Annotated in this window: 29 protein-coding genes; all 29 read right to left on the bottom strand. The window is 48.3% G+C overall.

The features are described from left to right. Nucleotides 1–774 carry a hypothetical protein gene (locus NQ490_RS12425; RefSeq protein WP_007046122.1) on the bottom strand — a complete coding sequence of 258 codons (774 nt, stop codon included), beginning with the start codon at nucleotides 772–774 and terminating at the stop codon, nucleotides 1–3. Beyond that, entirely contained in the window at nucleotides 771–1,409 is a 639-nt protein-coding gene (locus tag NQ490_RS12420) for a DNA topoisomerase (protein ID WP_007046121.1), read from the bottom strand. The genes NQ490_RS12425 and NQ490_RS12420 overlap by 4 nt, the downstream gene beginning before the upstream one ends. Nucleotides 1,410–1,474: 65 nt before the next feature. Next, entirely contained in the window at nucleotides 1,475–1,672 is a 198-nt protein-coding gene (locus NQ490_RS12415; protein WP_040917489.1) for a hypothetical protein, read from the bottom strand. A gap of 248 nt (nucleotides 1,673–1,920) precedes the next feature. After that, on the bottom strand, nucleotides 1,921–3,285 hold the full coding sequence (locus NQ490_RS12410) for a VapE domain-containing protein (protein ID WP_040647276.1): 1,365 nt from the start codon (nucleotides 3,283–3,285) through the stop codon (nucleotides 1,921–1,923). Beyond that, nucleotides 3,209–3,847 (bottom strand): CHC2 zinc finger domain-containing protein, encoded by a 639-nt coding sequence (locus NQ490_RS12405; protein ID WP_003864559.1) that lies wholly within the window; start codon nucleotides 3,845–3,847, stop codon nucleotides 3,209–3,211. Before NQ490_RS12405 ends, NQ490_RS12410 begins: the two co-directional genes overlap by 77 nt. 197 nt (nucleotides 3,848–4,044) lie before the next feature. Continuing rightward, nucleotides 4,045–4,515, bottom strand: coding sequence for a hypothetical protein (locus NQ490_RS12400; protein ID WP_003864560.1), 471 nt, complete (start codon nucleotides 4,513–4,515; stop codon nucleotides 4,045–4,047). A gap of 273 nt (nucleotides 4,516–4,788) precedes the next feature. Next, a complete protein-coding gene (locus NQ490_RS12395; protein ID WP_006573538.1) occupies nucleotides 4,789–5,298 on the bottom strand; it encodes a DUF5104 domain-containing protein in 510 nt (169 codons plus the stop codon). Nucleotides 5,299–5,465: 167 nt separating this feature from the next. Next, complete coding sequence (locus NQ490_RS12390) at nucleotides 5,466–6,698, bottom strand: hypothetical protein (RefSeq protein WP_009255108.1); 1,233 nt, start codon at nucleotides 6,696–6,698, stop codon at nucleotides 5,466–5,468. 385 nt (nucleotides 6,699–7,083) lie between these two features. Then, on the bottom strand, nucleotides 7,084–7,833 hold the full coding sequence (locus tag NQ490_RS12385) for a hypothetical protein (protein WP_008371563.1): 750 nt from the start codon (nucleotides 7,831–7,833) through the stop codon (nucleotides 7,084–7,086). 286 nt (nucleotides 7,834–8,119) lie between these two features. Continuing rightward, the gene (locus NQ490_RS12380; protein WP_320415296.1) at nucleotides 8,120–8,689 is read right to left on the bottom strand and encodes a DUF6560 family protein; all 570 of its coding nucleotides are present in this window, start codon (nucleotides 8,687–8,689) and stop codon (nucleotides 8,120–8,122) included. Nucleotides 8,690–8,952: 263 nt separating this feature from the next. Continuing rightward, nucleotides 8,953–9,243 (bottom strand): hypothetical protein, encoded by a 291-nt coding sequence (locus NQ490_RS12375; RefSeq protein ID WP_007046115.1) that lies wholly within the window; start codon nucleotides 9,241–9,243, stop codon nucleotides 8,953–8,955. Continuing rightward, entirely contained in the window at nucleotides 9,221–9,469 is a 249-nt protein-coding gene (locus NQ490_RS12370) for a hypothetical protein (RefSeq protein ID WP_007046114.1), read from the bottom strand. Before NQ490_RS12370 ends, NQ490_RS12375 begins: the two co-directional genes overlap by 23 nt. 109 nt (nucleotides 9,470–9,578) lie before the next feature. Then, complete coding sequence (locus NQ490_RS12365) at nucleotides 9,579–9,962, bottom strand: TnpV protein (protein ID WP_007046113.1); 384 nt, start codon at nucleotides 9,960–9,962, stop codon at nucleotides 9,579–9,581. Next, nucleotides 9,959–11,881: a recombinase family protein gene (locus NQ490_RS12360; protein ID WP_007046112.1), complete on the bottom strand. Its 1,923-nt coding sequence runs from the start codon at nucleotides 11,879–11,881 to the stop codon at nucleotides 9,959–9,961. The genes NQ490_RS12365 and NQ490_RS12360 overlap by 4 nt, the downstream gene beginning before the upstream one ends. Next, nucleotides 11,878–13,347, bottom strand: coding sequence for a DNA topoisomerase (locus tag NQ490_RS12355; RefSeq protein ID WP_007046111.1), 1,470 nt, complete (start codon nucleotides 13,345–13,347; stop codon nucleotides 11,878–11,880). Before NQ490_RS12355 ends, NQ490_RS12360 begins: the two co-directional genes overlap by 4 nt. After that, the gene (locus NQ490_RS12350; RefSeq protein ID WP_007046110.1) at nucleotides 13,344–14,123 is read right to left on the bottom strand and encodes a DUF4366 domain-containing protein; all 780 of its coding nucleotides are present in this window, start codon (nucleotides 14,121–14,123) and stop codon (nucleotides 13,344–13,346) included. The genes NQ490_RS12355 and NQ490_RS12350 overlap by 4 nt, the downstream gene beginning before the upstream one ends. Continuing rightward, complete coding sequence (locus NQ490_RS12345) at nucleotides 14,116–14,352, bottom strand: DUF4315 family protein (protein WP_007046109.1); 237 nt, start codon at nucleotides 14,350–14,352, stop codon at nucleotides 14,116–14,118. The genes NQ490_RS12350 and NQ490_RS12345 overlap by 8 nt, the downstream gene beginning before the upstream one ends. A 16-nt stretch (nucleotides 14,353–14,368) precedes the next feature. Further along, a complete protein-coding gene (locus NQ490_RS12340) occupies nucleotides 14,369–16,573 on the bottom strand; it encodes a C40 family peptidase (RefSeq protein WP_007046108.1) in 2,205 nt (734 codons plus the stop codon). After that, complete coding sequence (locus NQ490_RS12335; protein ID WP_007046107.1) at nucleotides 16,573–17,403, bottom strand: DNA-methyltransferase; 831 nt, start codon at nucleotides 17,401–17,403, stop codon at nucleotides 16,573–16,575. The genes NQ490_RS12340 and NQ490_RS12335 overlap by 1 nt, the downstream gene beginning before the upstream one ends. 196 nt (nucleotides 17,404–17,599) lie before the next feature. Continuing rightward, nucleotides 17,600–18,193, bottom strand: a complete 594-nt coding sequence (locus NQ490_RS12330; RefSeq protein ID WP_007046106.1) for a hypothetical protein — start codon at nucleotides 18,191–18,193, stop codon at nucleotides 17,600–17,602. 14 nt (nucleotides 18,194–18,207) lie between these two features. Next, the gene (locus NQ490_RS12325; RefSeq protein ID WP_007046105.1) at nucleotides 18,208–20,607 is read right to left on the bottom strand and encodes a VirB4-like conjugal transfer ATPase, CD1110 family; all 2,400 of its coding nucleotides are present in this window, start codon (nucleotides 20,605–20,607) and stop codon (nucleotides 18,208–18,210) included. A gap of 1 nt (nucleotide 20,608) precedes the next feature. Then, nucleotides 20,609–20,989: a PrgI family protein gene (locus NQ490_RS12320; RefSeq protein WP_005934790.1), complete on the bottom strand. Its 381-nt coding sequence runs from the start codon at nucleotides 20,987–20,989 to the stop codon at nucleotides 20,609–20,611. Continuing rightward, nucleotides 20,958–21,446 (bottom strand): XF1762 family protein, encoded by a 489-nt coding sequence (locus NQ490_RS12315; RefSeq protein WP_007046103.1) that lies wholly within the window; start codon nucleotides 21,444–21,446, stop codon nucleotides 20,958–20,960. The genes NQ490_RS12320 and NQ490_RS12315 overlap by 32 nt, the downstream gene beginning before the upstream one ends. After that, nucleotides 21,434–22,027 (bottom strand): MT-A70 family methyltransferase, encoded by a 594-nt coding sequence (locus NQ490_RS12310; RefSeq protein ID WP_007046102.1) that lies wholly within the window; start codon nucleotides 22,025–22,027, stop codon nucleotides 21,434–21,436. Before NQ490_RS12310 ends, NQ490_RS12315 begins: the two co-directional genes overlap by 13 nt. Beyond that, a complete protein-coding gene (locus NQ490_RS12305; RefSeq protein ID WP_007046101.1) occupies nucleotides 22,017–22,886 on the bottom strand; it encodes a VirB6/TrbL-like conjugal transfer protein, CD1112 family in 870 nt (289 codons plus the stop codon). The genes NQ490_RS12310 and NQ490_RS12305 overlap by 11 nt, the downstream gene beginning before the upstream one ends. 39 nt (nucleotides 22,887–22,925) lie before the next feature. Beyond that, nucleotides 22,926–23,141 carry a Maff2 family mobile element protein gene (locus NQ490_RS12300; protein ID WP_005934794.1) on the bottom strand — a complete coding sequence of 72 codons (216 nt, stop codon included), beginning with the start codon at nucleotides 23,139–23,141 and terminating at the stop codon, nucleotides 22,926–22,928. A gap of 94 nt (nucleotides 23,142–23,235) precedes the next feature. Continuing rightward, nucleotides 23,236–23,451 (bottom strand): Maff2 family mobile element protein, encoded by a 216-nt coding sequence (locus NQ490_RS12295; RefSeq protein WP_005934794.1) that lies wholly within the window; start codon nucleotides 23,449–23,451, stop codon nucleotides 23,236–23,238. Between the two features lie 134 nt (nucleotides 23,452–23,585). Further along, nucleotides 23,586–25,355: a VirD4-like conjugal transfer protein, CD1115 family gene (locus NQ490_RS12290; RefSeq protein ID WP_007046100.1), complete on the bottom strand. Its 1,770-nt coding sequence runs from the start codon at nucleotides 25,353–25,355 to the stop codon at nucleotides 23,586–23,588. Continuing rightward, complete coding sequence (locus NQ490_RS12285; RefSeq protein ID WP_005934796.1) at nucleotides 25,352–25,843, bottom strand: PcfB family protein; 492 nt, start codon at nucleotides 25,841–25,843, stop codon at nucleotides 25,352–25,354. Before NQ490_RS12285 ends, NQ490_RS12290 begins: the two co-directional genes overlap by 4 nt. Between the last annotated feature and the right edge of the window lies 1 nt (nucleotide 25,844).

Raw genomic sequence — 25,844 nt, 5'->3', positions numbered from 1 at the left:
TCAAACCTCCATTTCGTATTTGCTTCGGGGAGAAGAAAACCCCGTCTGGGATTTGCTCAGTAAACGAGCCTTTACCTCAGACGGGGTTTCTCTGCGCGTCATCCGACGATGGAAGATGTTATCCTCGTTCTCCCATTCAATCAGCCGGTCAAATATATCCGGGTGCTTTGTGACCATGTGCAGCAGCTCCGAGTCACTGGCGTTGGGACAGAACCAGCAGCCGTTTCTTCGGCAGTGAGCGTAGATTGGGGAAAGCAGCCCGTGTTCCTGACAGAGCTTGTAGGCGTCCGCCTCGGTCATACCGTATTTGGCAAGCAGACTGACCTTCGTTATTCCATCCAGACGAGCAAGGCGTTTTGGCTCATCCTCCGCGATGCCGACATAGCTCACAGTGTCCGGCGAGAGTGCGGCATTGTACTTGCGGACTGGCGGGATTTTGCAGTCACGATTGACTGCACACATACCAGCCCATGCAAAGCCGCGAACCACACCCTTGTGCGGTCCACGGGTGATGACATGATGGAACACCTCATCGTAGGTCTTGTCTGCATGGAGAATGGTGAACTTGATGCCCAGCTCCTTTTCGCAGAAGGGCTTGAGCCGGTCATAAATGAAGTCCCGGTGTTCCGGGACTTCGCCGCTTGTGTCCTGATCAAACATGACCTCACTGAAAACCGCCTCGTCAAGCGGCTCATTGTGCTGTGCAGCCAGCAGGAGCGTCGCTACGCTGTCTTTGCCTCCGCTGCATGAAGCAACATACTTTGGGTGGGTCATCGATCAAACTCCATCTTGAAGCTGACGTATTTGCCGCCGCTGTCATCCAGCCGGATCACCGCATCGTAGAGCTGAGGCTTCTTCGGCGTGTAAAGCCCGGTCACGCGGCACCAGCCCTTGTCCAGCAGCTCCTTTGCAATCTTCTTGGTCAGCTTCTTTTTCTTGCTGGAAAAGAACTTGTTGTCTTCCCACAGGCAGAAGGAGCATTCCTTGTTCGAGCAGTAGAAATTGCCCTTGCCGACATAGACCGGAGATCCACAGCGGGGACATTTGCCGATTTCCTCTTTGCCCGTGCCGAAACGCTGGGCTTCGGCATCGGAGAGAAACGGATAGGCTTTCACGAGATCCCCGGTCATCCGGACAATGCCGCTGAGGAATGCGTCTGCATCCGCATTGCCGCGCTCAATCTCCATGAGCGTGTTTTCCCATTCCGCCGTCATTGCGGGAGATGTGATCTGTTCCGGCAGGACGCAGACAAGGTTGCAGCCGTCCTTCGTGGGAATGAGGGATTTGCCTTTGCGCTCTGCAAAGCCGGATTTCACCAGCTTTTCAATGATACCGGCGCGGGTCGCGGGTGTTCCGAGACCTTTCTTCTCGGTGTCATCGTCAAACTGATCGTTTCCGGCAGTCTCCATTGCAGACAGGAGCGTGTCTTCTGAAAGCTTTTGTCAAGGGGGTGCATGGATATTTTTCATATTACTTACGCAGATTCTCCCTCTGCTTCTGCCTGAATAATGCGTTTCAATCTGTCCTCAGCAGTCAAACCGCTACTATGGTCAAAAAACACTTTGACTTTATAATTTGTTTTGCCTTGCTTAATCACAAAAACTCCATCCGGTTTGTTTTTCTCCGAATGGTTATTTGGGGTGGGTAGTGTACTGTTCACGATATTTGTCATACGATATTCCTCCTTAAATGAAAAAAGCCCGACAAGGAAAGGTCTGACAACGAAGTTCCGACAACGGACATCAGAAAACCTTTTTTCTTTATCGGGCGATACTATCTTTTTACTATTTTCTTTTTCTCTATAATATTGGTTGTCATGGTTGTCAGAGAGGGAAAAGTGCCGCAATATCAAGGCTTTCGGGATTTTTGCCCGACAACCAGACCGACAACCGGCTCGACAACCGAAGCGACAACGGGCTTTTATTTTTGCTTCAACCATTCCTCCGGAAGTCCTAACTGTTCCATTTCCTCTGTCGGGATTTCCTGAAAACCATCCATGCTGTTGTCAGGCTCGTTGTCGTTCCTGATACGCTCCCAGCCCTTTTGTCTGCGGTAAGGCTCTGGAAAATATCTCGGATTGCTGAACGCCATCCAGCCTGTGACAGCGTTATTCATAATGTCATTGATCTCTCGCAGTTCCCATTGTTTCGGTTCGTCATAATCATGCCCCAGTGCTTCCTTGTAAAGCTGCTTAGAGCAGACTATGCTGCCGGAATAGCGTTCCAGATAGTCTAAAATCTGTCCTGCCTTTGTGTCCTCCGGCATAAAATCCTTTTGGTGGGCTTTCAGATAATCGTTCATAGCCGGACTGAATCTCAGACGGAAATTGCCGCTTCTGTAAATCTCCATAGCTTCTGCCCACATCTGATTGATATACTCTCTGGAAGCCTGTTCATCCGCCAAAATATGAACCTCAGCCCTTTCAGGATAGACCATAACCGGAACGAAGCGGCGGTTGCCTGTTCGGTCAAGGGGAAGAAAGTCAAGGGTATTAGAAGAACCTCCAAACACACATTGTCGTTTTCTGTCTGCCGGATGTGTTTCATACGGTATCTTATAGGTTTCCTTTTGGCGGCTCAGAAAGGACTTGATTTCTTCAATGCTCTTAGCGTTAGCGGTTGCAATCATTTCCGACATTTCAATAATCCAATGCCCCTGCATTTTGCGGTACACATTTTCATCATCCAGCTTTTTCAAGTCATCAGAGAACCAGTCATCATTGACCGCAAGCAAACGGAAGAAAGAGGACTTTCCAGCTCCCTGACCGCCCACAAGACAGAGCATAACCTCAAATTTGCACCCCGGCTTAAAGGCTCGTGAGATAGCACCCAACAGAAACAACTTCAATGCTTCATAGGTGTAATCATCTGTATCAGAACCGAGAAAGCGGTGCAGACAGAAGCGTATGCGTTCTGTTCCGTCCCATTGCAGGGCATTAAGAAAATCACAGACAGGGTGGTAACGGTTTTCGTTGGCAATAACCGCAACTGCGTCTATGATTTTCTTCTCTACGGTCAATCCATAGTTTTCTTCAAAATATAGGAGCAGATATTTCACATCCACATCCGTCAATGTCGGGCTGTCACGATACCAACCGAGGGGCTTCACAATGTCGATTCTTTCGGTCAGAAGATTTTTTCGGATAGCCCCTTTCAAAAGTGGATCATATTGCAGAACACGCTTATAATTTGCGGCAGTATTATAAACCTTACCTTTCTCGCTCTGCTCTAAGCTGTTTCGGATTTCTTCTACTGTGCATGGTTCTGTCTGCTGACAGTTCTGCAATTCGCTGTTCAAGTTTTAACACCTCCTTTCTCTGTTCTGCCACAAGTGCTTTTCGTTCCTCCAATGAACCATACAGAAGAATATCAAGCAGATATTCGATATAGTTCTTCTTATGCAGTGCTTCTGCAAACAGGGGATTCCATTCCTCATCCGGCTGTTTAGGAGCGTATTTCTTTTCCCATTCTCTAAGAAGATGAAAATAATCCGTCAGCACCTTGTAGCAATGATTTTCTCCTTTTTGATACTTCTGTTCCGGTGTCGGCTCACGAATACGAGGGCGGACACTGGGCTTTTGTCGGCTGTCATAGTTAAGACCAAAATCTTCAGCAAGTTTGACAGCAGCTTCCCTCAGCCCGATACCGAATAGCTTCGCTGTGAGATCAACAGCGTCTCCGGTTGCTCCGCAGCCAAAACAGTAATAGCGTTCATCCAGCTTCATACTGGGGGACTTATCTGAGTGAAACGGACAGCACGCCATACCTGTGCGACCCACTTTCAAGCCATAGGCTTCTGCGGCTTGTCGGGCAGTAACATTTTCTTTTACAACTTCAAATACATTCATGTGACTCCTTTCCTGAAACGAAAAAAGCACCTGTCATTTTCAAAACGAAAACAGCAAGTGCCTTAGAGTTCCATATTTAATTTTAGGTGCAAAAAAGCAGGAGACCTTTTCAGATTTCCTGCTTAGCAAAGCTGTGAAGATTTAATTGTGGTTGGGTTGCCAGTTATACAAACTGGAAATTTTCTTTTTAGAATGAATTATTTAATTTCTACAATAGCACCATATTTCGTATGCGGAAGATATTGTACCTTTAAATAAGTATTTTTATCAATATACCTTGAAAATACTGTGATTTCGATTTCATCATCTTTAACTTTATCATATAGAAAAATACTTCTTCTTTCAGAAGATATATCTGCACCACCATGAGATTGTTCAGTTACATATCCTTCTGCATAACTATACTGTTTGTTTATGATGTAAGGCATATCTAAAACAAAATCTTTCAAATATAAGATTAAAAGAATAGCTACTATAACAAGAATGGTATTAGCCAATCGAAGAAATATTATATCATTTTTTCCAGTATATTCTTTTTTTATCGCTTCTTTATCAAAAAATATCGAATAGATAAGTTTTCTTTTTTTAATTAGATAGATAATGCAAGCAATTAACGCTATAACAAATAATGAAACTCTTATAAACAATCTAAATATAGCAAAATCCATAATATCATCCCCTTAAACTTCAAGTTTGTTGCTTACATTATACTTCATCAACCTAAAGAATGGAAGATTTTTTCTTGCCTCCCAAAGCAAAAGCACCTGTCATTTTCAAAACGAAGACAGCAAGTGTCTTAGAGTTCCACATTCTATTTTGAGTGCAAAAAAGCAGGAGAACTTTTCAGATTTCCTGCTTAGTAAAGCTGTGAAGATTTAATTGTAGTCAGTTTTTCTTATACCATCCGAAATTTATACTTTAATGTTCTCTCATAACAAAAATCAATTTTGTCCTCCAACAAAAATACCGTTTGGGGGATTATCCCATATAAAATTATCCTCAGCCACTTCGCTCTCCAATGCAATTTCAATTTTATATATCCCCACATTTTGAGCATTTTCATCATCCTCACTATACATATAAAAATTCATACAATACCGTTCCTTCTCTGTCAATATGAGATACATACCATCCAATTCCGTTTTCCTTTTACCATAGTTGCTTTCACTTGATGATGCACAATCGCCCTCAAAACTTTGGATACTGCCCTCAATATAATCGAAAAAAGCAGAGATTTCAGTGTCTAAATTCTCAATGTTCTTTTTGCTTTCTTCGGAAAATAGAGATTTGAGTTTCTCTGAATCCTGTTGCTTACATGCCTCGATAATTTGTTGACACATCTTATCCGTTTCATTTTGTTCAGAGCTAAACCAGTCATTGAAATATTTGTTAGAGCAGCCTGTTAAACCGAGTATAATAATCACACTGGAAAGCAACAATACTTTTTTCATATAATTACATCCTTTACTGAATAATTGCAAAATCACTTATTGGATTAAGGTCATTACAAAAAATTTCTTACTATCATTATACTTCATCAACCTAAAGAATGGAAGATATTTTCTTACTCCCTAAAGCAAAAGCACCTGTCATTTTCAAAGTGAAAACAGCAAGTGCTTTAGAGTTCCATATCCTGTTTTTTGCTTTTTGCCTGATCCGTCCGGCTGACTTCACGCTCTGCAATTTCTTTCTTTTTGCGGCTCAACTGCTCTATAATAGAATTTTTGGCTTTCTTCTTGATTTGCTCCGTTCCGGCTTTTTTGACCTCCGGTTTCATCAGCGTGGTTTGGATTTTCTGAATGGTTGATTTCATAGCGTTTGTGATTCTGGCAATCACGCCATCCAATCGTTTCACTGCATACTCAACTTCTTTCTTTGAAGCCTTACGCTCAGGGGAGAGAACCCACGCTTTAGACTGCTCCACCAGCTTAATATCCTCCTTGTGCGTTTCCAGTTTTACAGTATCAGCAACGACCTCAACCGCCTTGTCATAGGCAATATCGGCAACCTCGTCCACCAGAGCTTCCACATCTTCAATCTTCATCGTGAGTTCTTCCAACTTTTGCTCCTGTGCTGCCAGTTGCTCCTTTTGCTTGAAAAGAATATAGTCCTGTTTTTCCAGATAAGCACGACCACCATATTCCGGTTCTTCTTCCAGTTGTAAGCCATGCTTTTTCGCCACATCAAACAACAGCACTCGGCAGGCTGAATCGAAAGTCATCTTGCGGTTATTTTTTCTTCCGACAGGCTTCTCCGGTTCTGGCAGTTCAAACCCCAGTGCTTCCAAAGCCTTTTCCTGTTGTGGGGCAATCTCCCCATATTGATTTTCACAGTCGAACACATGACGCTCGTGAATATGAGGGGTGCTTTCATCCAAGTGCAGTGCCCAATTCAGGATATGGACATGAGAGCCGAAACGCTCATTTACGATTTCCATAAATTCTGTGACGATCTCAATGAGCAGTTCTGGTGGAACATGATTATCAAGCGTTCCAATCTGATAGACCGTTTCCTCTGGGCAGGTCTTTTTGCTTTTGAGCAAATCTCCGGTTTCCTTATTTCTTTCAGGGTGTCGGTTCTTCACATTTCTTTCGTTCTGTCCGGTCACAAAATCACGATACCGCTGACGATAAAAAAGCTGTTCCACATCTTCAAAAGTGGCAGACAGCTCATTTTCCTTTTCGGGATTTTTGAAATTGCGGAAGCCATTGTAACAGTCCCAATAGAGATTTTGTTTGGCTCGTTCTTCGTCAATGTGTTCGCTGTTGGCAATGTCAAAACTGCGGTCATTGTGCTTCGGATTATAAACGCCATTCTTTCCGGCTCGTCCATTGTGCCTTGTTAATTTCACATGAGTTCCTCCTTCTTTTTGATTTCCCCGACAGGGGAGAAGGGCAGCGAAGCTGATTCCTTGCGGCTTTCTGCGTCAAGTAATACCCAGTACTAAGTGGCGAAACGCCACTTAACTGGGCAAGGCTGCCGCCCTTGACCTGCACAGGGATATTGCATTCCCTGTACCCATGCACAAAGGGTTGCACCCTCTGTACTCCCGCCCGAACAAACTGACTTCGCCCCGTCCCAAGCTCTGTCAGTTCCTTCGGTTTTACAAAACAGTCCACCGGACTATTTTGCAAAAAGAAAAACCGACGCATGATCGCTTTACGCTCAATACATCGGTTTCTTCATCTGACCTTGACGGTCATATTCAGTTGTGGCAGATTAGCCAATTTGAAAAATTACTCTGGCACATCTACTGAGTAGCTCAGACAATCGCCTCTTTTATTGCTTTTCAAATCGTTATAATACCACATATACATCGTTCTACCATATTCTTCATATTCTATAATCCCATCTGGCTTTTGACCTTCTACTTCTAATGAGTAAATTTCTTTATCATGTGCATAGCCAAAAACGAATCTGGTATCCGGATAATTTGGATTTAAGTCTTGTTGAATATCACTTATTGTTAAAGATAAATGGATAAATTTTTTGAAGTCTCCCCCATAAGTGGTATCTGGTGTAGTGGTAGCTGGTGTAGCATTTACAAACGCATATTGTGTACTTTCATTTTCTATCTTTTTTTTGCAGCGTGCAATCACAAAACCTTGAACGGGATCGTTATCACTTCCTGCCCGATAGAAAATAGTATCATACTGTTTGCCATTCCATATATGCAATATTTCATCAACATGATTAAGAAAATCTTCTGGAACAGAAAATTCTTCATTTTCAGCATTCAAAGGAGAATTCAAAATAGCTTCTTCGACAGAACTATAATATATGAGTTCAGAATCCTTTTTATCGTAATCACTCAAATTGAATTCGACATATGCATTGTCTTTATTGTCATCTTCCGGAACATAAGTATAACGACCATTTTCAATATGGTCATCATAATCAACAAACAGTCCAATACATATCAGCGCTGCAAAAATCAAAAAAACTATTCCTACAATGATTAGCAATATTTTCAAAAATTTTTTCATACAAAAGTCCACCTTCTTGCTTCATTTCAGTAAATTATATCATACCGATATGAACAATTCAATTCACGCTCTATCAAGTAGTTTTTTACTTACCTATAACGCACATTTCCGCAAAATCCATAGTCTCCGATACTTTCCTCACAGGCGATATACAGTCGGAATTCTGTCAGCTCATGAAATAAGAAAAACCGACGCATGATCGCTTTACGCTCAATACATCGGTTTCTTCATCCGACTTTGACGGTCATATTCAGTTGTCTAACATCGTACTGTTATAAAATCTATGTCATTTACGATTCTTCTTATGCTGATTTGTCCAGTAAGATTTTACAGGGATTCTTCTTCTCTCTATATCTTCCATAAATTCTTCTTTATCGATATTACTATCAATGGTAAATAGCTTTTCCCCATTTACATATACACGCACAGAACCTTTTTTTCTCTCGCAGTAGGTAATATCCCCAAAACGAAAAGTTCTCTTTTTTCCAAAAGTTGACCGCCATGTGATTTCATCTCCGTTCACTTCCAGTTTCCACATTACCATATTGACTATTCCGCTTATGCCTACTAAAAAAAATATTCCAAATATACAAATGACAAACATATCTTCTTTTTCCCTAAGACTCATAGCCGTACAACAAGCAAAAAATATTGTACCTACGATAAATGCCACGACAAGGAATTTCTCTGTTTTTATTGTATAATGCGTTCTAATTATTCCCTTTTTCTGTTCTTCCTCTCGTTCTTTAGCTCTCTTTTGTTGAAGATTTACAAGATATTTCAAAAGAAGAAGTACAACTAAATAGGGACCTATTTGTGTAATTATATTAAAACACATTCGTAAAAAATCATTCATTTTGCCCTCCATAGTCCCAGATATATAAAAATGATTGTTTGAAATCGAGCATTAAAAACCTCAATTTTTCATATTTTATTATACTTCATCAACTTAAAGAATGGAAGAAAAAATTTTGTGTGCAGAGTTCCTGTTCAAGCCTTGTAACGCACATTTCTGCAAAATCCATAGTCCCCGATACTTTCCTCACAGGCGATAGGCAACGGTCAAAACATCAGGTCTGTACCTGACATTTTAACCGCATATCAGCCCTGATTATCACATTATCCCTGCTGACTGTTCAGCCCATGCTTTTTCGCATATTCACTGGCTTTCTGTCTGCGTTCCTCACTGTAAGGCGGCAGGAAACGGATAGACAGACGGGACTTTGCCAGCTCATAAGAAACACCGCCTTGAACATTGGATTTTTCCAGTCGGCAAAGGTCAGGGTACTTCTTAGCAAAAGCAGCCAACCTCTTTTTCAATCCGGCGTTGTGGGTGTAGATATTTGCCTTGTCCTCGCCCTCATTAAAGAGAACGATTGTTTCTTTCTCAATCTTCGTCAGTCTCTCCATAGCAGCCCTCCCTATGGTTTTTCAACACACGCAGCTTGCAGTAAAAGCAGCGATACCACCTTTCAACACCCTCAGCACTCAGCTTGACAGAAAGCATATAAAACAGCTTCTTCGCCGCTGGATCGGGTGCAAGGGCAGCCACCATACGCAAACGCTCGACAGTTGCTTTCAGGTTCGGACAGCCAAAGGCATAAAGGGTTTCCATTTCATTCCGGTTCATCTTCATTGTGTTTTCCTCCTTAAAATTTGATAAATGAAAAGCGACAGACACTTCATAAGGAAATACCTGTCGCTTCGTTTACGATATAAATTTGTTGGTTTTGGACTTGATAAAATCAGCAGTAAATCATTTCCTGTCTGATGATTTCTTCGGCTCGGTTACGAATAGAGTTCATGGACTGTACCCACAACATCTGATTGTCTGCTTTCATGGTTTCGGTCACACCCTCGGCTTGTTTCATCTGCTCAATGATAAGGCTGCACCTTTCCGTTGCCTGTTTGTTCAGGTCAGCAAGGTAAGTATGCAGTTCGCCGGATAAACAGAGGGCAGAGAACCTTGCAGGGCGGTATTGCTCCAAATATGTCCTGTGCAGTCTGCCCCACATACCGATAGGGCGGTGTTCCTCCGGCAGCTTCAAGTCCGGCACATAGTAATCGCCCACAAGAACATAGTCCAGACCGTTGCTTTCATCATGGATTCGTGGTTTCAATTCTGTCATGCTATTTTTTCTCCTTTCACTTTTTGCCGATTTGATTTGCTTGTGGCGTTCTGTTCAGCACACAGCTTGCTATCAGAACTTTTTTCTTCTGCTATACGCTCATGCTCCGCAAATTTTTTTGATTTCTCACGAATCTTTTTCATATACTTACGATTGGATTCTCGTTTTCTGCGAAGTCGATCTGCTTCTTTTTCAGCAGCAATCCTTTCTTCCTCTGTTGGTTCATGCTGCTCCACAGGTACTTGAAATTGCCCGACATAGTTAAGATATATCTCCACCTCTGTGGTGCGGTCTGCACCTTTTCCCTGTGGCTCGTGAACCAGTATTTTATCTATAAATTCATTTATCATGACAGGAGTAAGCTCTGTAATGTTCTCATACTTTTTAACCAGCTTTAAAAAACGCTCCACATTATTTTGACCGCCTATAATTCGTTGCATATCAGCGGTGTCAGTCTCAATAATCTTGTTTAGCTCGTTCTGCTCATTTTCATAATCAGTAAGCATACTCTGAAAAAGCCTGTCCGGCAATCTTCCAATTACATTATCTTCATAGATTTTCCTGATAAGCATATCCAGTTCGTGAACTCGCTTCTGATTTCTTTCAATGCGGTTTTTTACAGTTTCAGAAACAGCAATATCTTTCATCGCCGATTCTTCTTGCAGAGAATAAACAAACTCCCGCTCATTCAAAGAAACATAATGGCAAGTCTCCTGTATGGTTTTCAGAATGATGCTTTTAAGTGCTTTTGTTGAAATATGGTGGCAAGTACAATGCCGGTCATATCTCTGACAACCCAGATTATATGTGGAACATTCATAACAATCTGCCGGATTGGAATGACTTGTCCTTTTTTCGCCTTTGGCAGTATAGTATATTCTTTCTCGCCCTTTCCGCTGCCTGTGATTATACATCGGCGCACCACAATCAGCACAGTAAATCTTTCCGGTCAGAACATTAGGCTCGCCCATAGGAGCTGCTTTTCTTACATTCTGTCTTAACTTTTGAGCAAGCAGCCATGTTTCTTCATCGACAATAGGCTCTTGTGTATCATCAAAAACCACCCAATCTTCCTTATCTGCCCTTTTCGTCTTTTTGTCCTTATAGGAATTTTTGAATGTCCTGAAATTGACAGTCTTTCCGATATACTCTGGTCGGGCAATCAGAGTAGTAACCTGATTTCCTCGCCACATATACGGATTTTCTTTGTCATAGTTGCTTGCATGATTTCCAAGTCCCTTTTTGCCAAGATAATAAGATGGTCTTTCTATTTTTTCTTCTGAAAGTTCTCTTGCTATCTGATAAGGTCCTTTTCCCTCAATAGTCATGCGATAAATTCTGCGGACTACTTCAGCAGCTTCTTCATCAATAATCCAATGGTCGGGGTTTTCGGGGTCTTTCAAATAGCCGTATGGTGGAATATTACTTGTATGAGCGTTGCCGGAAGAACCTCTGGATTTCAGTACAGCTTTAATTTTCTTACTTGTGTCCCTGACAAACCACTCATTCATGATATTCAGAAAAGGGGCAAACTCACTGGTTTCTTGACGGTCACTGTCAATACCATTATTGATTGCTATAAATCGAACTTCCTTTTCTCTAAACAGAATGTCAGTGAAAAAACCTACTTGCAGATGATCTCTGCCGATTCTGGACATATCTTTGCAGATACAGGCAGTGATTTCTCCGTTTTTAACACCTTCAACAAGTCTGTTCCATGAAGGTCTGTCAAAGGTCGCTCCACTCCAACCATCATCGGTAAAATGAACAAGATTCGTAAAACCATGTTTCATAGCATAATCTTCAAGCATTTGCTTTTGATGAACTATACTGTTACTCTCTCCAGCATTATCATCATCACGAGACAGTCTTTCATACAAAGCAGTAATGCCATTGCTTTTATCTTTTTTTCTTCTCATGCTGAACTCCTTTCTTCAATTCCTATCCACTCCTTACGCTCACAAAATATCACATCCGTGTACTGCTTCGGAGGCGTTGTGAAGCGTTCGGTGACGCTGGCAGACACACCATCCAGCATATCGCCCTCATGGACTTCGGGCAGGGACTTCACGGGATCGTCTTTTTCCTTCGCCTTGAGGGAAGCCTTGAACAGCTCTTCGATGGCTTTCCATCCGTTTTGAACGACGGTCTTGCCCTTGGTTTTGAACTCGTAGCCCTCGCAGGAGAGCGAGATCTGCGTTTCTGCGTAGGTGTGCTTCTCGCCGGTCGCACACAGAAGGCGCATCCCGACAAGATTGAGAATTTTCTGCTCCGACTGAGGGAGTGCGGAAACATCCTGCTTTTCAAGCTGGACGGTCGGGAGAATGGCATGGTGATCTGTGACCTTGCTGTTGTCGGTTACGCGGGCAGTGTCCGGAGTAACCGAAACACCGGAGAAAAGCGGAAGCTGGCGGCAGACAATAGAAATGACCTGACGGGCGGTGTCCTCCATATCGTCCGTAATGAACTGGCTGTCCGTGCGCGGATAGGTCAGGAGCTTCTTTTCGTAGAGTGTTTGTACGAGATCGAGCGTCTGCTGGGCGGTGAAGCCGTAATATCGGTTTGCCTCGCGCTGCAAGGTGGTCAGATCATAGAGCTTCGGAGGGTTGACGGTTTTCGTCTCCCGCTTGAGAGAAGAAACGACGGCTTGCTTTTTCTCGCAAGCCGCCGCAATCTTCTTTGCTTCCTCTTCGGTTTTGACCTTTTCCAGATCGGCGGTCAGATCGCCCTTGCCGACGTGGACGTTGAAATACTTCTTCTTATGGAACGTGGAGATTTTCCCGTCACGCTCCACCAGCATTGCAAGGGTCGGCGTCTGGACGCGCCCGACCACCAGCTTCTTGTGATAGAGCGTGGTGAACAGGCGGGTGCCGTTGATGCCGACAATCCAGTCCGCCTTCGAGCGGCTGAGTGCCGCTTCATAGAGGCGGTCATATTCCTTGCCGTCCCGGAGATGGTTGAAGCCTTCGCGGATGGCGGAGTCCTCCAACGAGCTGATCCACAGACGCTTGAAGGGCTTGACGCATCCGGCTTTGTCGTAGACCAGCCGGAAGATCAGCTCACCCTCGCGTCCTGCATCGGTTGCGCAGACCAGCTCAGTGACGCGCTTGTCCTTCATGAGAGCGGACAGCACCTTGAACTGCTGTGCTTTGTCCTTCGTGACCTCAAACATCCAGTTTTCCGGAACAATAGGCAGATCGTCATACCGCCACTTGGCATACCGCTCATCGTAGGAGCTGGCGTCTGCCAGCTCCACCAGATGACCGAAGCACCACGAAACGATGTAATTGCCGCCCTCCATATAGCCGTCCTTTCGGGACGTTGCGCCCAGAACCTTTGCGATGGACTGGGCAACGCTGGGCTTTTCAGCAATGACTAAGATCAATCTTCATCACCATCCGTTTCAGCATCCTCCGCAATCTGCGGCTCATCATCCTCGTTGATGTACGGCTCTTCCTCGTAGCCTTCATCGTCGAAGAAGTCCATATCTTCATCCTTGGGCTTTCTGCCCTTGACGAACTTGATGTAGTAATAAGCTGCACCCGCAGCACCGGCAAGAACGAAGATGACGAGGATCATGCCGATGTTGGATTTCTTTTCGGGTTTAGGGGCGGGAGCATCGGTTTCCGCATCCTTATCCGGCTCAGGTGTAACGGGGGCTGTGCCGGTGCATTCGCTCATGTTGGTCTTGCAGACCGGGCAGTCGGTGTTGACCTGACCGGCAGCGCATTTCTCTTTGCAATTACAGGTAGTCAGAGCAGCCGCAGTGTCTTCATCCAGCAGCGCAAGCAGATCGCTCTCATCGACCATGTTGAGAAAGTACGTCTGATACTGTTCCTCATCCTCGTTGATGGGCGCATCGTAGTCGATGACAATGAAGAAGGTGTTGCCGTTCTTCGTTTGGACAGTGATGAACTGCTTGTTGGTTGCCTTGTCATAGAGCAAGTCGCGGGTGTAGGCGTTGCCCTCATCGTCAATCGGCTCACCCTTCGGCTTTTCCGGCGCGGGAGTAGTCTCAGGCTGCTGTTCCGGCTGGGTTGCCTCCGTAACGGGAAGGTTCTGCTCGGTATCATCGGCGTAGGCAAACGCCGTCACCGAGAAGCAGGACAGAACCATGACGCAGACCGCAAGGACGGTCAGAAAACGAAACTTCTTACGCATTGTCGATTACCTCCGTATTTCCGGCGGGCTTGGTGCCGCCCTTCATGGAAGACAGGAACGCCATGATCTGATCCTTTTCCATAACCATAGAGCGCACAGTATTGATGATTTCAAGGTTTTCCAGCTCTGTCTTCTTGTCATACAGCTCCTTGAGCTGACCTTCGATTTCGGACTTCTTCTTTTCAGCCTTCTCAATGTCGGAGAGGACTTTCTGATACTTGGGATTCATGAAAAACTCCTTTCTTTTAATAGGCGGGTCTTCCGAAGGCGTAGAAATGCTGCTGCCAATAGGAAGAGTTGATGGATGTGTACTGAATGGGATCGCCGCAGTGGATCATGACCCCATCACCAACGTAGATGCCGACGTGAGACACGCCGGGGGTGTCATACGTCCCGACAAAGAAGATGAGATCACCGGGCTGTGCATTCGCCTTTGAGACCGGCGCACAGACGTTGTAAAGCCCCTGTGCGCCCAGCCGCCCGGTGTTCACAAGCCCGCTGTTCGTGAGAACATAGCTGACAAGGCCGGAGCAGTCAAAGGATGTGTCGGGATTGGAGCCGCCCCACACATACGGATAGCCGAGATACTTTTCCGCCTCAGTGATCAGTGTCGCAAACTTCTCGTCGTTCAAGTATTCCGGGTTGACATCGTAGTCGGCAGGAGGATTTGTGATGTACTTGTCCACATAGGGAGAGTCACCGAACAGATCCTCGCGGTTGCCCAGCACCGACATATACGTCGCGTACATGGAAAGCTGTTCCTGAGACATGATGTAGACCGGGACGTGGGAGAGATTGAAGTTTTCGAGCTTCACGTTGCAGATGTAGTAGTCATACGGGACACGGTAGGTTTCCGTGTGCGTGTTGCCGTCTGCGTCCGTCCATGTGTCGGTCTCCGTGCGGTATCTGGTTTCGACGATGACCTCTTCGGTGAGGATGTACTGCTTTTCAAACAGCATTTGGAGCGTACCCTGCACCTCGTCCAGTGTGAACTCGCCCTCATGGAGAGCCGAGAGAATGGAGATCAGCACATAGGGGTCATGCTCAATATCATCCAGATCGAAGTGATATTCGTCATAGTCATGAGTGCCTTCATAGTTATCCAGATAGCTTTGCAGCTCTTGCTCCATCCGGTAATACTGCGCTTCCGCGCCCAGCATCGCGTCATCCTCACTGAGATAAGAGGAAGCGATAACCGTCGAGCCGGTAGAAGTAAGCATCGAACACGAGCTGATTCCGGCACCGAGCAAAACGAGAAGGGCAATTCCGACGCCGATCCAGATAAAGACCTTCTTGTTCTTCTCAAAGAACTCCTTGATCTTTTCGGACGCCTTCTCACCGAGCTTCTTGCCGGTATTCTTTGTGGCAGTCCCGGCAGTCTGAGACCCGGCATTTCGAGCGGCGGCATATTCCTTCTTAATGTTCTGCTTCTGGTAGTGCTTGTTCATGTTCTGCTTCTTCATCTCAGGATGCTCCTGCTGATTTCTCTCATATTGGAGCTTCGCATCAGCAGCATCCGCCTTGTGTTCCAGCTTGGAGACCTTCTCGTAGGGCTTGTTGACGCTGCTTTCCCGATGATGACTGAAATGCCGAGCGGCAATCTCAGCGGCGATCTCCGTTTTATGCGCCGCCTCAACCGCCGTGTTTTCCTGTTCGACCTCATGGATTTTGCCGTGAATGCCGGAAGCAAGGGTGTCACCGACCTTGCGGACGGTTTTATCTGCCTCAAATTGCAGCTTGCCTTTGCTCTTGGGCTTTTTCAGCTCATCCTCAAAATGAAGGCGGGTTTTGCCCTTTCCGGTCTCTTCATCAAAGACACGCTCTTTCTTGAGAACCTTGTGCGTGGGCAGCTTTTCACGGGCAGCATCCAGACGCTCATGTGCCTTCTCAGACTTCCTTTCGAGCTTCTGCATCCGCTTCGTGGGCGGGACGGCATCGTCCGAGAGCGGCTTTGCAGAGGCAGTCTCCGCCGCTTGAGTGAGAACGGCATCTGCATCAACGGCTTCAACCGCAGAGGTCTTGCGCAGCTTGTGGGTGACAACCGTTTCGGCAATCACCGTGCCGGTATGCGAAGAAACGCCGTGCTGCTCCAAAACAGGGGGATTGAACGGCGTTTCCGAGGGCAGCGGTTCAGGTGCATTCTGGGGTGGATTTTCTGCCCTTTTCTCTTCTGTGACGGACGTTTCCGAGGGCGGCTGTGTGTCGTTATCCTCGGCGTGTTCCGCCTGAAACTGACGATGCTGACGGCGCATCTGCACCTTTTTCTGTTCCTCCGCAGAAAGAGCTTCGGAAGGCGCGACTGTCTCAGCGGACTTCACCAACTCTGCTTCTTCCAGCCGCTTTGACACACGCTGCTCGGTGCCAGCCGTCAGGTTTTTCTCGACCGCGCCGTCTCGCGTCATCCGCAGAACTACCTTGTCGCGGGCTTTGAGTTCCGGTTCCTTGGACATCAGATTTCACCTCCGATCCGCTTGTAGGCAAGCTCGGTGTACGCCGGATTCAGCTCGATGCCGACGAAATGACGCCCCATCTGCGCGGCAACCATGCCGGTTGTGCCGCTTCCCATGAATGGGTCAAGCACAACGCCGCCTTCGGGACAACCGGCGAGAAGGCAGGTCTCAACCAGCTTCGGAGGGTAGGCGGCGTAATGACCGCCCTTGAAGGGAACGGTGTTGATCTTCCAGACATCGCGCTTATTGCGAAGCGGATTGATGTCTGCGTCCTTGATCTCGCCATGCTCACGGGGGCGGTTGATGGACTGCGGCTGAGGCTGACCGGGAACGGGCTTGCCGTACTTGTTACCGCCCTTCATGCCGCGCTTGAGGCGTTCCGCCGTTGCAGGGGCAATCGGCTCGGAGATCGCCTTGTAGTCAAAGAAATACTTCTTCGACTTGGAGAACAGAAAAATATGCTCATAGCAGCGGGCGCACCGGTCTTTCACACTCTCCGGCATGGGGTTATCCTTCATCCAGATGATGTCGTTGCGCAGATACCAGCCGGTATCGCGGAGGGCAAAAGCCAGCATCCACGGAATGCCGATCATGTCCTTGGGCTTGCAGCCCTCAACCTTGTTGTTGAGAGCCACAGCCTGACCGTTTCTGCCGTTGGGGTTCTTCGGGTCATTGAAATCACCCTGATTGCCCTTTCCGGCGTAGGTGTCTGAAATGTTCAGCCAGAGCGTTCCATCTGAACGCAAAACGCGCCTGACTTCGGTAAACACTTCCGTCAGGCGCGAGATATATTCCTTCGGCGTTGTCTCTCTGCCGATCTGAGCATCCATGCCGTAATCGCGGAGCGCGTAATACGGAGGGGACGTCACACAGCAATGAACGCTGTCATCGGGCAGGGTTTTCAGGATTTCAAGGCAATCGCCGGTATGAATGATGTCAAGTTGTATGGTGATGTACCTCCTGTTCTGTTGGATTTGTGTTCCACTGAAATGTTGGCTGTAAAACCCGACAACATTTCAATGGGTATCAGTCGGAGTAATACTCGTCCGGCTCGTAGTCCTCATCTTCAATGAAGTCCTCGTCGAGATCGTCAATCTCGTCTGCCCAACGGTCGAAGATTTCCTCGGCTTCCTTCGCCGCCTCACGATAGAGGCTCAGGCGGTTATTCTCAAAGGCAGCAAAGGCGGGGACGAACTTGCCGAACTCGCGGATTGCCTTCACATCCTGCGTGCGCATATCTGCGACGCACTGAATGATTTCGGACATGGTGAGCAGATCGTCGATCATCAGCTCATACTCATCCTTGGGGATAGATACGGTTTCATCATCCGCCGCGTCAGCGAAAGGGGTATTCTCGTCGCTGTTGCTGCTTTCGGAAACATCAACCTTGAAGTAGAAACCGATCATATCCACAGATACCTTTGTCATAATCTGACGCGCCTCCTTGACCTTTTCGTCGATGTCCTCCCTCACATGGAGGTAGGCGCGGTGATGCTTCTTGAGGTCGCTTTCCAGTCGGATCAGATCGGTCAGCTCCCACAGAGCCTTAAACAGCGCGGAGGTGTTCTCTCCGTATTCGATAGCGTCCGCGTAGGGAATGGTAATCATCGTGTTGTTCATATTCAAAATCCTCCTTAGTTCTGTACGGTTTCTTCTAAGCGGGTGGTCATGATGCGGTAGAGCTGGGTGTCCTTCGGGAAATCGTCCTTGAAGGGAACGATGGTCGAGCCGTAGAAGATCAGTCCCTCACCGGCGTTGGAGTTGGTGATGTAGTTCTGCTGGCTGGGCGAGATGTTCAGCGCCTTCGAGAGAATCTGCCGGTCGCCGGATGCCTGATTCAGAAGGTAGACAAAATCCGAGTTTTCAAAGATGTTCTCCACCTCACGGGACGCAAGAAGATCCTTGACGTTCTGCGTAATTCCGGTCGGGATGCCGCCCCATTTTCTGAAACGCTTCCAGATTTCCACGCTGTATGCGGCGGTCTGTTCCTCCTTCAAGAGCAGATGGAACTCGTCCATGTAGTAGCGAGTTGCCTTGTGCTGGGCGCGGTTGATTGTAACTCTGTTCCAAACCTGATCCTGCACAATCAGCATACCGAGCTTCTTGAGCTGCTTGCCGAGTTCGCGGATGTCATAGCAGACGAAGCGGTTGTTGACATCCACATTCGTTCTGTGATTGAAGACGTTCAGAGAGCCGTGAACATAGATTTCAAGGGCGGTTGCGATGCGCTGCGCCTCCGGCTCCTTCTGATTTCTCAGAATGTTGTAAAGGTCTTCGAGGATCGGCATTTTCTCCGGTTTGGGGTCTGCAAGGAACTCCTGATAAACCATGCGGACACTGCGGTCAATGATGGTCTTCTCAACCGGCTGCAAGCCGTCCTTGCCGCCGACAATCAGCTCACACATGGAGAGGATAAAGTCGGATTTCAGCGTCAGCGGGTTTTCCTCTTCGGAGTAGTTCGTGTTGATGTCCAGCGGATTGATGTAATCCGTGCTGACCGGCGAAATGCGGATAACCTGACCACCGAGCTTCTGCACAAGGGGGAAATACTCGGCTTCGGGGTCACAGACGATGATGTCATCCTCCGTGATGAGGAAGGCGTTCGTCATTTCGCGCTTGGCGGAGAAGGACTTACCGGAACCGGGTGTACCCAAGATCAGCCCGTTGGGGTTCTTGAGCCGCTTGCGGTCAACCATGATCATGTTGTTGGACAGCGCGTTCAGCCCGTAGTAGAGAGCTTCGCCGCCCTGAAAAAGCTCCTGCGTGGTGAACGGCACGAAAACCGCCGTGCTGGAAGTGGTCAGTCCGCGTTCAATTTCCACCTGATTAACGCCGATAGGCAGAGAGGACATCAGCCCCTCTTCCTGCTGGAAGTCAAGACGCTTGAGCGCACAGTTATACTTTTGGGCAATGGCGGCGGTCTGGAACACCGCATTTTCGAGCTTCTGGCGGCTGGTTGCTGTGTTCATGATGAGGATAGTCACAAGGAACAGTCTCTCATTGCGGGTCTGGAGATCCTGCAACAGACGCTTCGCCTCACCGCCGAAGGTGGCGAGATCGGACGGGATGATGTCCATATCGTAGCCGGAGCGGACCGCCTTTTTCTGCTCTTCAATCTTCATCTTGTCGAGGTCGGTGATCTTCGACTTGATGCTCTTGATTGCCTTCGCCTGGTCAATCGTCCGGATATGAAAATTGACCGTGATGTTGCTGTCCATCTCAAGGAAGTCGGCAAGCATACGGTCATTGAGTTCCGGAGCGAGGATTTGCAGAAAGCTCACCGCGCCGACGGTTCTGCCCATCTTGAAGCACTTGCCTTCACGGAAATCAAAGGAAGTGGGCGCGATGAAGTCCTTCGTGCTGAGTCCCGTCCGGGCTACCATGTCAAAGGAAAAGCGGAACGGCTCATTGGTATCCGTGTTGAACACATCATGAAGCACTTTCAGCCGCTCGTAGCCGGACAGCGGCTCGGTTCTCACACCGAGGGTTTTGAAGTTGTTGAGAATGTCGGTTTCAATGCGTTCGAGCTTCGGCTTTGCCGTGCGGAGGGAGTCTGCCTCAATGCCGAAGGTGATGTACTTCTTCTTGACCAGTCCGTTGTTGCCCTTGGTGAGCTGGTTTTGCAGCATACCGGAATACTCGGAGCGGATGTCGTTGAAGGCGTCCTCCCGTGCCGGAATGTTGATGCGCTTGCGGAACTCATTGAGGCTTGCCTTCTGATTGATGAAGGAGAGCTGGACGAAAATCGAACTGTCGAAGTAGTTCAGAAAGTCGCACCAGTTCTCAAAGATGGCAGTTTTGTCCTCGTTCTGCGCAAGCTGGTAGTTGATGTCCTCAAAGGCGATGGACTTCGTGTAGAGGCGGCTGTTCACCTTGCAGATACCGTCACGGCACATCTCCACATAGGGGATGGTCTGCTGGGCGGACTTGCGGACTTTCTTTGCCTTCCTGTCCTTTTTCTTCTGCATGACGATCCGCTTCTTTTCCTGAGCGGAAAGGGCATCGCCGTAAACGACGCCGTTTTTGACGGTCATCTTAGGCTTTGCCTTTGCTGTGCTGTTGTTCAAGCTGCAATTCCTCCTGTTCTTTGATTTTCTGCTGAATCTCAGCGTAGAGATTGTTCGTGCGGTAGGGACGCACCTTGTCCCGGATGAACATGGACTGTACGATGTGGTACAGATACTTTTCGGCGGGCTGACCGTCCTTCTCGTAAAGCGCGAAGAAGATAAACGGGAGCATGATAACCACCATCAGCATTGCCGCCGTAGACAAGTCGAGATGTGCCTTCGCCAGAAAGAAAATCGGGACACCGACTGCCGCAGCGATGGAAAAACAAATGAGCTGCCGCTTGGTCAGGTTGAACATGACCTTCGTTTTGACGCGGTTAAGATCCTTCGGGACCGGAACAAATGCCATTGACTGTTTCCTCCTTTCTAAGCTGCTTTTCATAGCGCAGCTTCATTTGTGCGGGATATTGATCCTCCTTCGGCTGACGCTTGCCTGTCCAGCGAAGCCCACCCGCTTTGCCTTGACAGATCCAGCCGGAAGCACGAAGGCTTGCACCGTTTTCGCTTTCCAGCGTGTAGGTGATGATGCGCTTATAGCCCATAGCCGCAGCAGCTCTTGCCGCCGCGCCGTAGAGAAAGCTGCAAGCGTTCTTCGCCCCGTTGGTGCATAGCCTTGTAACCTCCAATGTGAAGCCGTCATCCAGATACCGGCTGACGGGACGCCCGACGATGATTACACCGACCAGCTCACCGTCTGCTTCACAGCCGATGGAAAACTTGTGACCGGCAACCGGCTTATGATGCCGGTGATACTTCCGGACATACTCGTTGGCGTCTCGAAGAGAGATAGGTCTTAGCCGCAGCATGGTGTTTCCTCCATTGGAAGATGTGCCGTGCATTCGACCTCGTTGCCCCAAACGTCCCAGCCTTCGGGAGACTGACGGGCAAAAAGCTCTACGCGGGGAAGGTCTCCCATGAGCCGAACAATGCGTTCCCGCGCCTCATCCGGCTTTTTGGAATGCTCTTCGATGTGGCTGAGGATGACCTGACGCACACCGGCGTCAACTCGCTTCGGATGTCCCTTCGTGGCAAGGATGCAGATTTCCGCGTTTGCCCTTGTCCAATACCCCATGCCGGTGAAGAGGTCATCGTTCTTGCGGTTTTGCTTCACCCATACAAAAGCCACGGTCTTATAAGAAAAGCCCCATGCCGTCAGCACTTCGAGTGCTTCACAGAGGCACGGGAACGTGATCCAGAGGGACAGAGCGCAGTCCTTGGCGGCAAGCTCACCGACCGGAAGTGCCTTGATGTCTTCAATGCACATCGTCGGATAATGGCTTTCTGCCGACCGTCCCTGTCCCTTCTTGGAGTAAGTCCGATACGCCCAAGGGGGATCGGCGTAGATGATGCTGTACTTCTTCATGCTGCCGACCTCCTTAGTGCGCATGGAAAATGGATTTTGCGAGGCTTCCGGTCTTGAACAGCGAGAAACACAGAATGACCGTGTACGCCGCCACAGAGAACAGAGCCGAGTGAATGTTGTCTGCAATAATCATGCCGTTGATCAGCACCGCATAGATGCCGACGCAGACCATGATGAGAAAGCCCTGAAATGCCAAAGCGAACAAGCCTTTCAGATAGTTCGTGCCGATGCTGCCCCATTCGCGGTTGCTCATGGTTGCGATGGGAATAGGCGCGATGCTCACGGTGCAGTAAATCTCAATCATGCGCCCGTAGAGGATAACCGTAATGAGGATCGCCATGATTTTGAGGCACAAGCTGATCAGGAGCGTTTCTATCGACAGTCCGAGCAGTTCTCCGACACCCATGTTCTCCATGCCGGTACGCATCTGCGCAATCGTCGAATCAATATCAATGCTGGTGTTGCCGTGGATGACTCCGGCTGCACCAGAAACCACGTTCTGCCCGATGTCGAATACTGCCATCACGATGTCAAACGTATGCGTCACGAGGTAGATCGCCACAGCCGCCTTGAAAAACCACTTGAAGAACATCCATGTGTCCATGTCGTGAAGGTTGTTTTTCTCGGTGATCATGGAGATCAGTTCGTAGCACAAAACGAAGGTGATGATGATACCAGCGATGGGTACTATCACGTTTTCGGATAGTCCCCGGATCATCTGGTACACGCCGCCGTTCCAGCCGGACGGGGTTTGTCCGACCTCGGCGGCAATCGTTCCTACCTTCTCATTGACATCGGTGAACATATTGGTCAGGTTGCTCTCGATCCATCCGATCAGCATATCCTTGAGAGCCTGTTCGATCTTTTCTAAAATGCTGCCCAATATTTCACCACCCTTCGGTTAAGCTGGGCTTGCCGTGGATTAGCCGAACAAACCGGAGAGCAGGGGGATGAGGGTCGTGCCGATCAGCACCACACCGCCGCCAGCCATGAGCTGCTTGATGCCCTGAGACTTAGCGCCGGGGTTGTCGTTGCCGTAGCCTTCCATGAGGTTGACAACTCCCCACACCGCAAGACCTGCACCGAGGGCGATAACAAGCGTCTGGAGAACCGTAACTGCCTGATTGATAAATGCCATACTTGAATTTCCTCCTTAAATCGTTGGTGAATTGTGAAGGGCGAGTGCCTTTTCCGGCACCCGCCCCGATGGTTACTTCTGCGTGGCTGCCGGATTAACCGAACAGACCGGAGAGCAGAGGGATGAGGGTCGTACCGATCAGCACCACACCACCGCCAGCCATGAGCTGCTTGATGCCCTGAGACTTGGCGCCGGGGTTGTCGTTGCCGTAGCCTTCCATGAGGTTGACAACACCCCACACTGCGAGACCTGCGCCGAGGGCGATAACGAGCGTCTGAAGAACCGTGACAGCCTGATTGATAAAAGCCATAGATTTTCCTCCTTGAATCGATGAAAGTTGAGTGTGTATTTTTGAAAATGGGCATAAAAAAAGAAGCCCCGTCGCTGTTCTGCTTTGGGATGAGCCATCAGGCTTTACCCACTGCGCAGTGCAGCGACGGGGCTTTAATCTGCATCGACCTCGCCCATATCATAGAGGTCGAATGTGTCATCGGGCTTGACTACCAGCTTGTGCTGCCGGTACTTCTCGATGTCAAAGACGTTCCGCTTGTTATAGTCGGAGAGCTGCCGGTACTTTGGATGCTTCGTAATGTCGTATTTGTTACTGAGAAAAGGTCTCACGCCTCGAAGCTGCAAAATACACTTTGCTCCGTCCATGACGGCGATCTCATCCTGAGACATCAGTTCCTTGCCGGTTTTCTGATAATTCAAGCCATAGGAGTTGTTGTTGGAACGGGTTTCTGAGGTGTTGTAAAGGTCGATTGTCTCCTTACCCAGCACCTCGCTGATTTCCTTGAGCGTGGATTTCTCCTTACCGCCAAGAAAAAGTGTGCAGTCGCAGTTACCTGTGATGGTGTCAGCCGCATCCTTGTAGATGGTCTTGAGCTGAGACTGGGACTGCAAGATGATTGACGCCGAGATTTCCCGGCTTCGGATGGTTGCGATGAGCTTATCAAACTTGGGGATTTGACCGATGTTCGCAAACTCGTCCAGCAGACAGCGCACATGGACGGGAAGCCGTCCGTTGTAAACGTCATCTGCTTTGTCGCAGAGAAGGTTGAAGAGCTGGGAATACATGATTGCCACAACGAAATTGAAGGTATCGTCGGTATCGGAAATGATGACGAACAGCGCCGTCTTTCGGTCTCCGATGGTGTCCAGCTCCATTTCATCGTAGCTCATCAGATCCCGCAGCTCTGCGATGTCGAAGGGCGCAAGCCTTGCACCGCAGGAAATTAAAATCGACTTAGCGGTTTTGCCCGCCGCCAGCTTGTATTTGCGGTATTGCTTGACCGCAAAGTGGTCAGGATCGCAGGCTTCCAGCTCATCGAACATGACATCCACGGGGTTCTTGAAGGTCTCATCGTCCTCTCTGGCTTCCGAGGCATTGATCATTTCGAGCAGAGTAGTAAAGTTTTTCTCGTGGTCGGGTGCCTCGTACCAGATGTAGCCGATGAGAGCTGTGTAGTAGAGCTTTTCCGCCTTGACCCAGAAATCTTCGCCGGACTTATCGCCGTCTCCCTTCGTATTGACGATGATCGTATTGACCAGCTTGAGGATGTCCTTCTCGCTGCGGATGTAGCTGAACGGGTTGTAGTGCATGGATTTCCGGAAATTGATGGTGTTCAGCGACTTGATGACGTAGCCGCCCTTTTCGAGCATCCTGCCGCACTCTACCAGCACCGTACCCTTCGGGTCAGTGACCACATAGGAGCTGTGCATCTGCATCAGGTTTGGCTTCACGAAAAAGCGCGTCTTACCTGAGCCGGAACCGCCGATGACAAGGATGTTTTTGTTGCGGGCGTATTTTGGCTGCTTCGGGCGGCTGTTCATGGTCAGGAACTCCGTCTGCGTCAGGATAACGTTGTTGGAAAACTCCGGGTCCATGTACGGCTTGATGTCCTCCGGTTTGCCCCATCGTGCAGAGCCGTACTCTTCGCCCTGCCGGAACTTTTTGCGGTTCTTGCCCTTGACGTAGACTGCCAGCTTGAGCAGCGCACCGGCAATCAGCCCGATAAGCAGATCGACGGGATGAAAGCTGGGCAGCGGATTTGCAAAGGCTGTGCCGAACACGGCAAAACCGTTTGTCAGCTTGTCGATGAACTCTGTGCCGGGTGCGAGACGGAACACGGCGGCAATCTTATCTGCAAAGTAGAAGGCGAAGACATACGGAAGGTTCAGAAGAACGAGCTTCTTCACATCGGGTTTGTTCACAGCTCCACACCCCGATCCTTGGTTTTGACCTTGACCTTCTCCTTGTGCTGCGCCTTGCTCTGAGCTTTCTCCTGATCCAGCTTGTGCCGGATGGACGGCTGTTCCTTCTGCTTGACGGTTTTGGCGGAGAACTCCTTGAACGCGGCGGTCATCACATCAACATCTCGTCCCTTGAAGAAGACAAGATAGCTGGGCGGCTCAACGGAAACGTCCTTCTTGAGCGCAAAGTCCAGACCGTATTTGCTGGCAGTACGCTCAAAGGACTTGATGTTGCCGTCCGTCACTTCAATGTTGGAGATGGCGGCATTCTGGCTCATCAGATGCTTGATGGACTGCTTGCCGCGATAGGTTTTTGGCTGCTGCATCTGCTTCTGCGCCTTCTCAATCTCCTGCACGAACTTGTCCAGTGCCTTTTTCAGCACCTCGGCTGAGATTTTGCCGCCCTTGATCATGATTGCAACAACTTTGGTGTTGACTTCATCCTGCATT

The organism is Subdoligranulum variabile (assembly GCF_025152575.1).
In the GTDB taxonomy this organism is placed as follows: domain Bacteria; phylum Bacillota; class Clostridia; order Oscillospirales; family Ruminococcaceae; genus Gemmiger; species Gemmiger variabilis.
Note: the sequence above shows the minus strand (reverse complement) of the source record. Positions and strands in the feature narration are given on the sequence as shown.

What these genes read in the sequence shown, in the direction of transcription:
- NQ490_RS12425 (WP_007046122.1), bottom strand. Translation starts at nt 774, where the DNA reads ATGACCCACCCAAAGTATGTTGCTTCATGCAGCGGAGGCAAAGACAGC.
- NQ490_RS12420 (WP_007046121.1), bottom strand. Translation starts at nt 1,409, where the DNA reads ATGGAGACTGCCGGAAACGATCAGTTTGACGATGACACCGAGAAGAAA.
- NQ490_RS12415 (WP_040917489.1), bottom strand. Translation starts at nt 1,672, where the DNA reads ATGACAAATATCGTGAACAGTACACTACCCACCCCAAATAACCATTCG.
- NQ490_RS12405 (WP_003864559.1), bottom strand. Translation starts at nt 3,847, where the DNA reads ATGAATGTATTTGAAGTTGTAAAAGAAAATGTTACTGCCCGACAAGCC.
- NQ490_RS12400 (WP_003864560.1), bottom strand. Translation starts at nt 4,515, where the DNA reads ATGGATTTTGCTATATTTAGATTGTTTATAAGAGTTTCATTATTTGTT.
- NQ490_RS12395 (WP_006573538.1), bottom strand. Translation starts at nt 5,298, where the DNA reads ATGAAAAAAGTATTGTTGCTTTCCAGTGTGATTATTATACTCGGTTTA.
- NQ490_RS12385 (WP_008371563.1), bottom strand. Translation starts at nt 7,833, where the DNA reads ATGAAAAAATTTTTGAAAATATTGCTAATCATTGTAGGAATAGTTTTT.
- NQ490_RS12380 (WP_320415296.1), bottom strand. Translation starts at nt 8,689, where the DNA reads ATGAATGATTTTTTACGAATGTGTTTTAATATAATTACACAAATAGGT.
- NQ490_RS12375 (WP_007046115.1), bottom strand. Translation starts at nt 9,243, where the DNA reads ATGGAGAGACTGACGAAGATTGAGAAAGAAACAATCGTTCTCTTTAAT.
- NQ490_RS12370 (WP_007046114.1), bottom strand. Translation starts at nt 9,469, where the DNA reads ATGAAGATGAACCGGAATGAAATGGAAACCCTTTATGCCTTTGGCTGT.
- NQ490_RS12365 (WP_007046113.1), bottom strand. Translation starts at nt 9,962, where the DNA reads ATGACAGAATTGAAACCACGAATCCATGATGAAAGCAACGGTCTGGAC.
- NQ490_RS12360 (WP_007046112.1), bottom strand. Translation starts at nt 11,881, where the DNA reads ATGAGAAGAAAAAAAGATAAAAGCAATGGCATTACTGCTTTGTATGAA.
- NQ490_RS12350 (WP_007046110.1), bottom strand. Translation starts at nt 14,123, where the DNA reads ATGCGTAAGAAGTTTCGTTTTCTGACCGTCCTTGCGGTCTGCGTCATG.
- NQ490_RS12345 (WP_007046109.1), bottom strand. Translation starts at nt 14,352, where the DNA reads ATGAATCCCAAGTATCAGAAAGTCCTCTCCGACATTGAGAAGGCTGAA.
- NQ490_RS12340 (WP_007046108.1), bottom strand. Translation starts at nt 16,573, where the DNA reads ATGTCCAAGGAACCGGAACTCAAAGCCCGCGACAAGGTAGTTCTGCGG.
- NQ490_RS12335 (WP_007046107.1), bottom strand. Translation starts at nt 17,403, where the DNA reads ATGGATGCTCAGATCGGCAGAGAGACAACGCCGAAGGAATATATCTCG.
- NQ490_RS12330 (WP_007046106.1), bottom strand. Translation starts at nt 18,193, where the DNA reads ATGAACAACACGATGATTACCATTCCCTACGCGGACGCTATCGAATAC.
- NQ490_RS12325 (WP_007046105.1), bottom strand. Translation starts at nt 20,607, where the DNA reads ATGACCGTCAAAAACGGCGTCGTTTACGGCGATGCCCTTTCCGCTCAG.
- NQ490_RS12320 (WP_005934790.1), bottom strand. Translation starts at nt 20,989, where the DNA reads ATGGCATTTGTTCCGGTCCCGAAGGATCTTAACCGCGTCAAAACGAAG.
- NQ490_RS12315 (WP_007046103.1), bottom strand. Translation starts at nt 21,446, where the DNA reads ATGCTGCGGCTAAGACCTATCTCTCTTCGAGACGCCAACGAGTATGTC.
- NQ490_RS12310 (WP_007046102.1), bottom strand. Translation starts at nt 22,027, where the DNA reads ATGCGCACTAAGGAGGTCGGCAGCATGAAGAAGTACAGCATCATCTAC.
- NQ490_RS12300 (WP_005934794.1), bottom strand. Translation starts at nt 23,141, where the DNA reads ATGGCATTTATCAATCAGGCAGTTACGGTTCTCCAGACGCTTGTTATC.
- NQ490_RS12295 (WP_005934794.1), bottom strand. Translation starts at nt 23,451, where the DNA reads ATGGCTTTTATCAATCAGGCTGTCACGGTTCTTCAGACGCTCGTTATC.
- NQ490_RS12285 (WP_005934796.1), bottom strand. Translation starts at nt 25,843, where the DNA reads ATGCAGGATGAAGTCAACACCAAAGTTGTTGCAATCATGATCAAGGGC.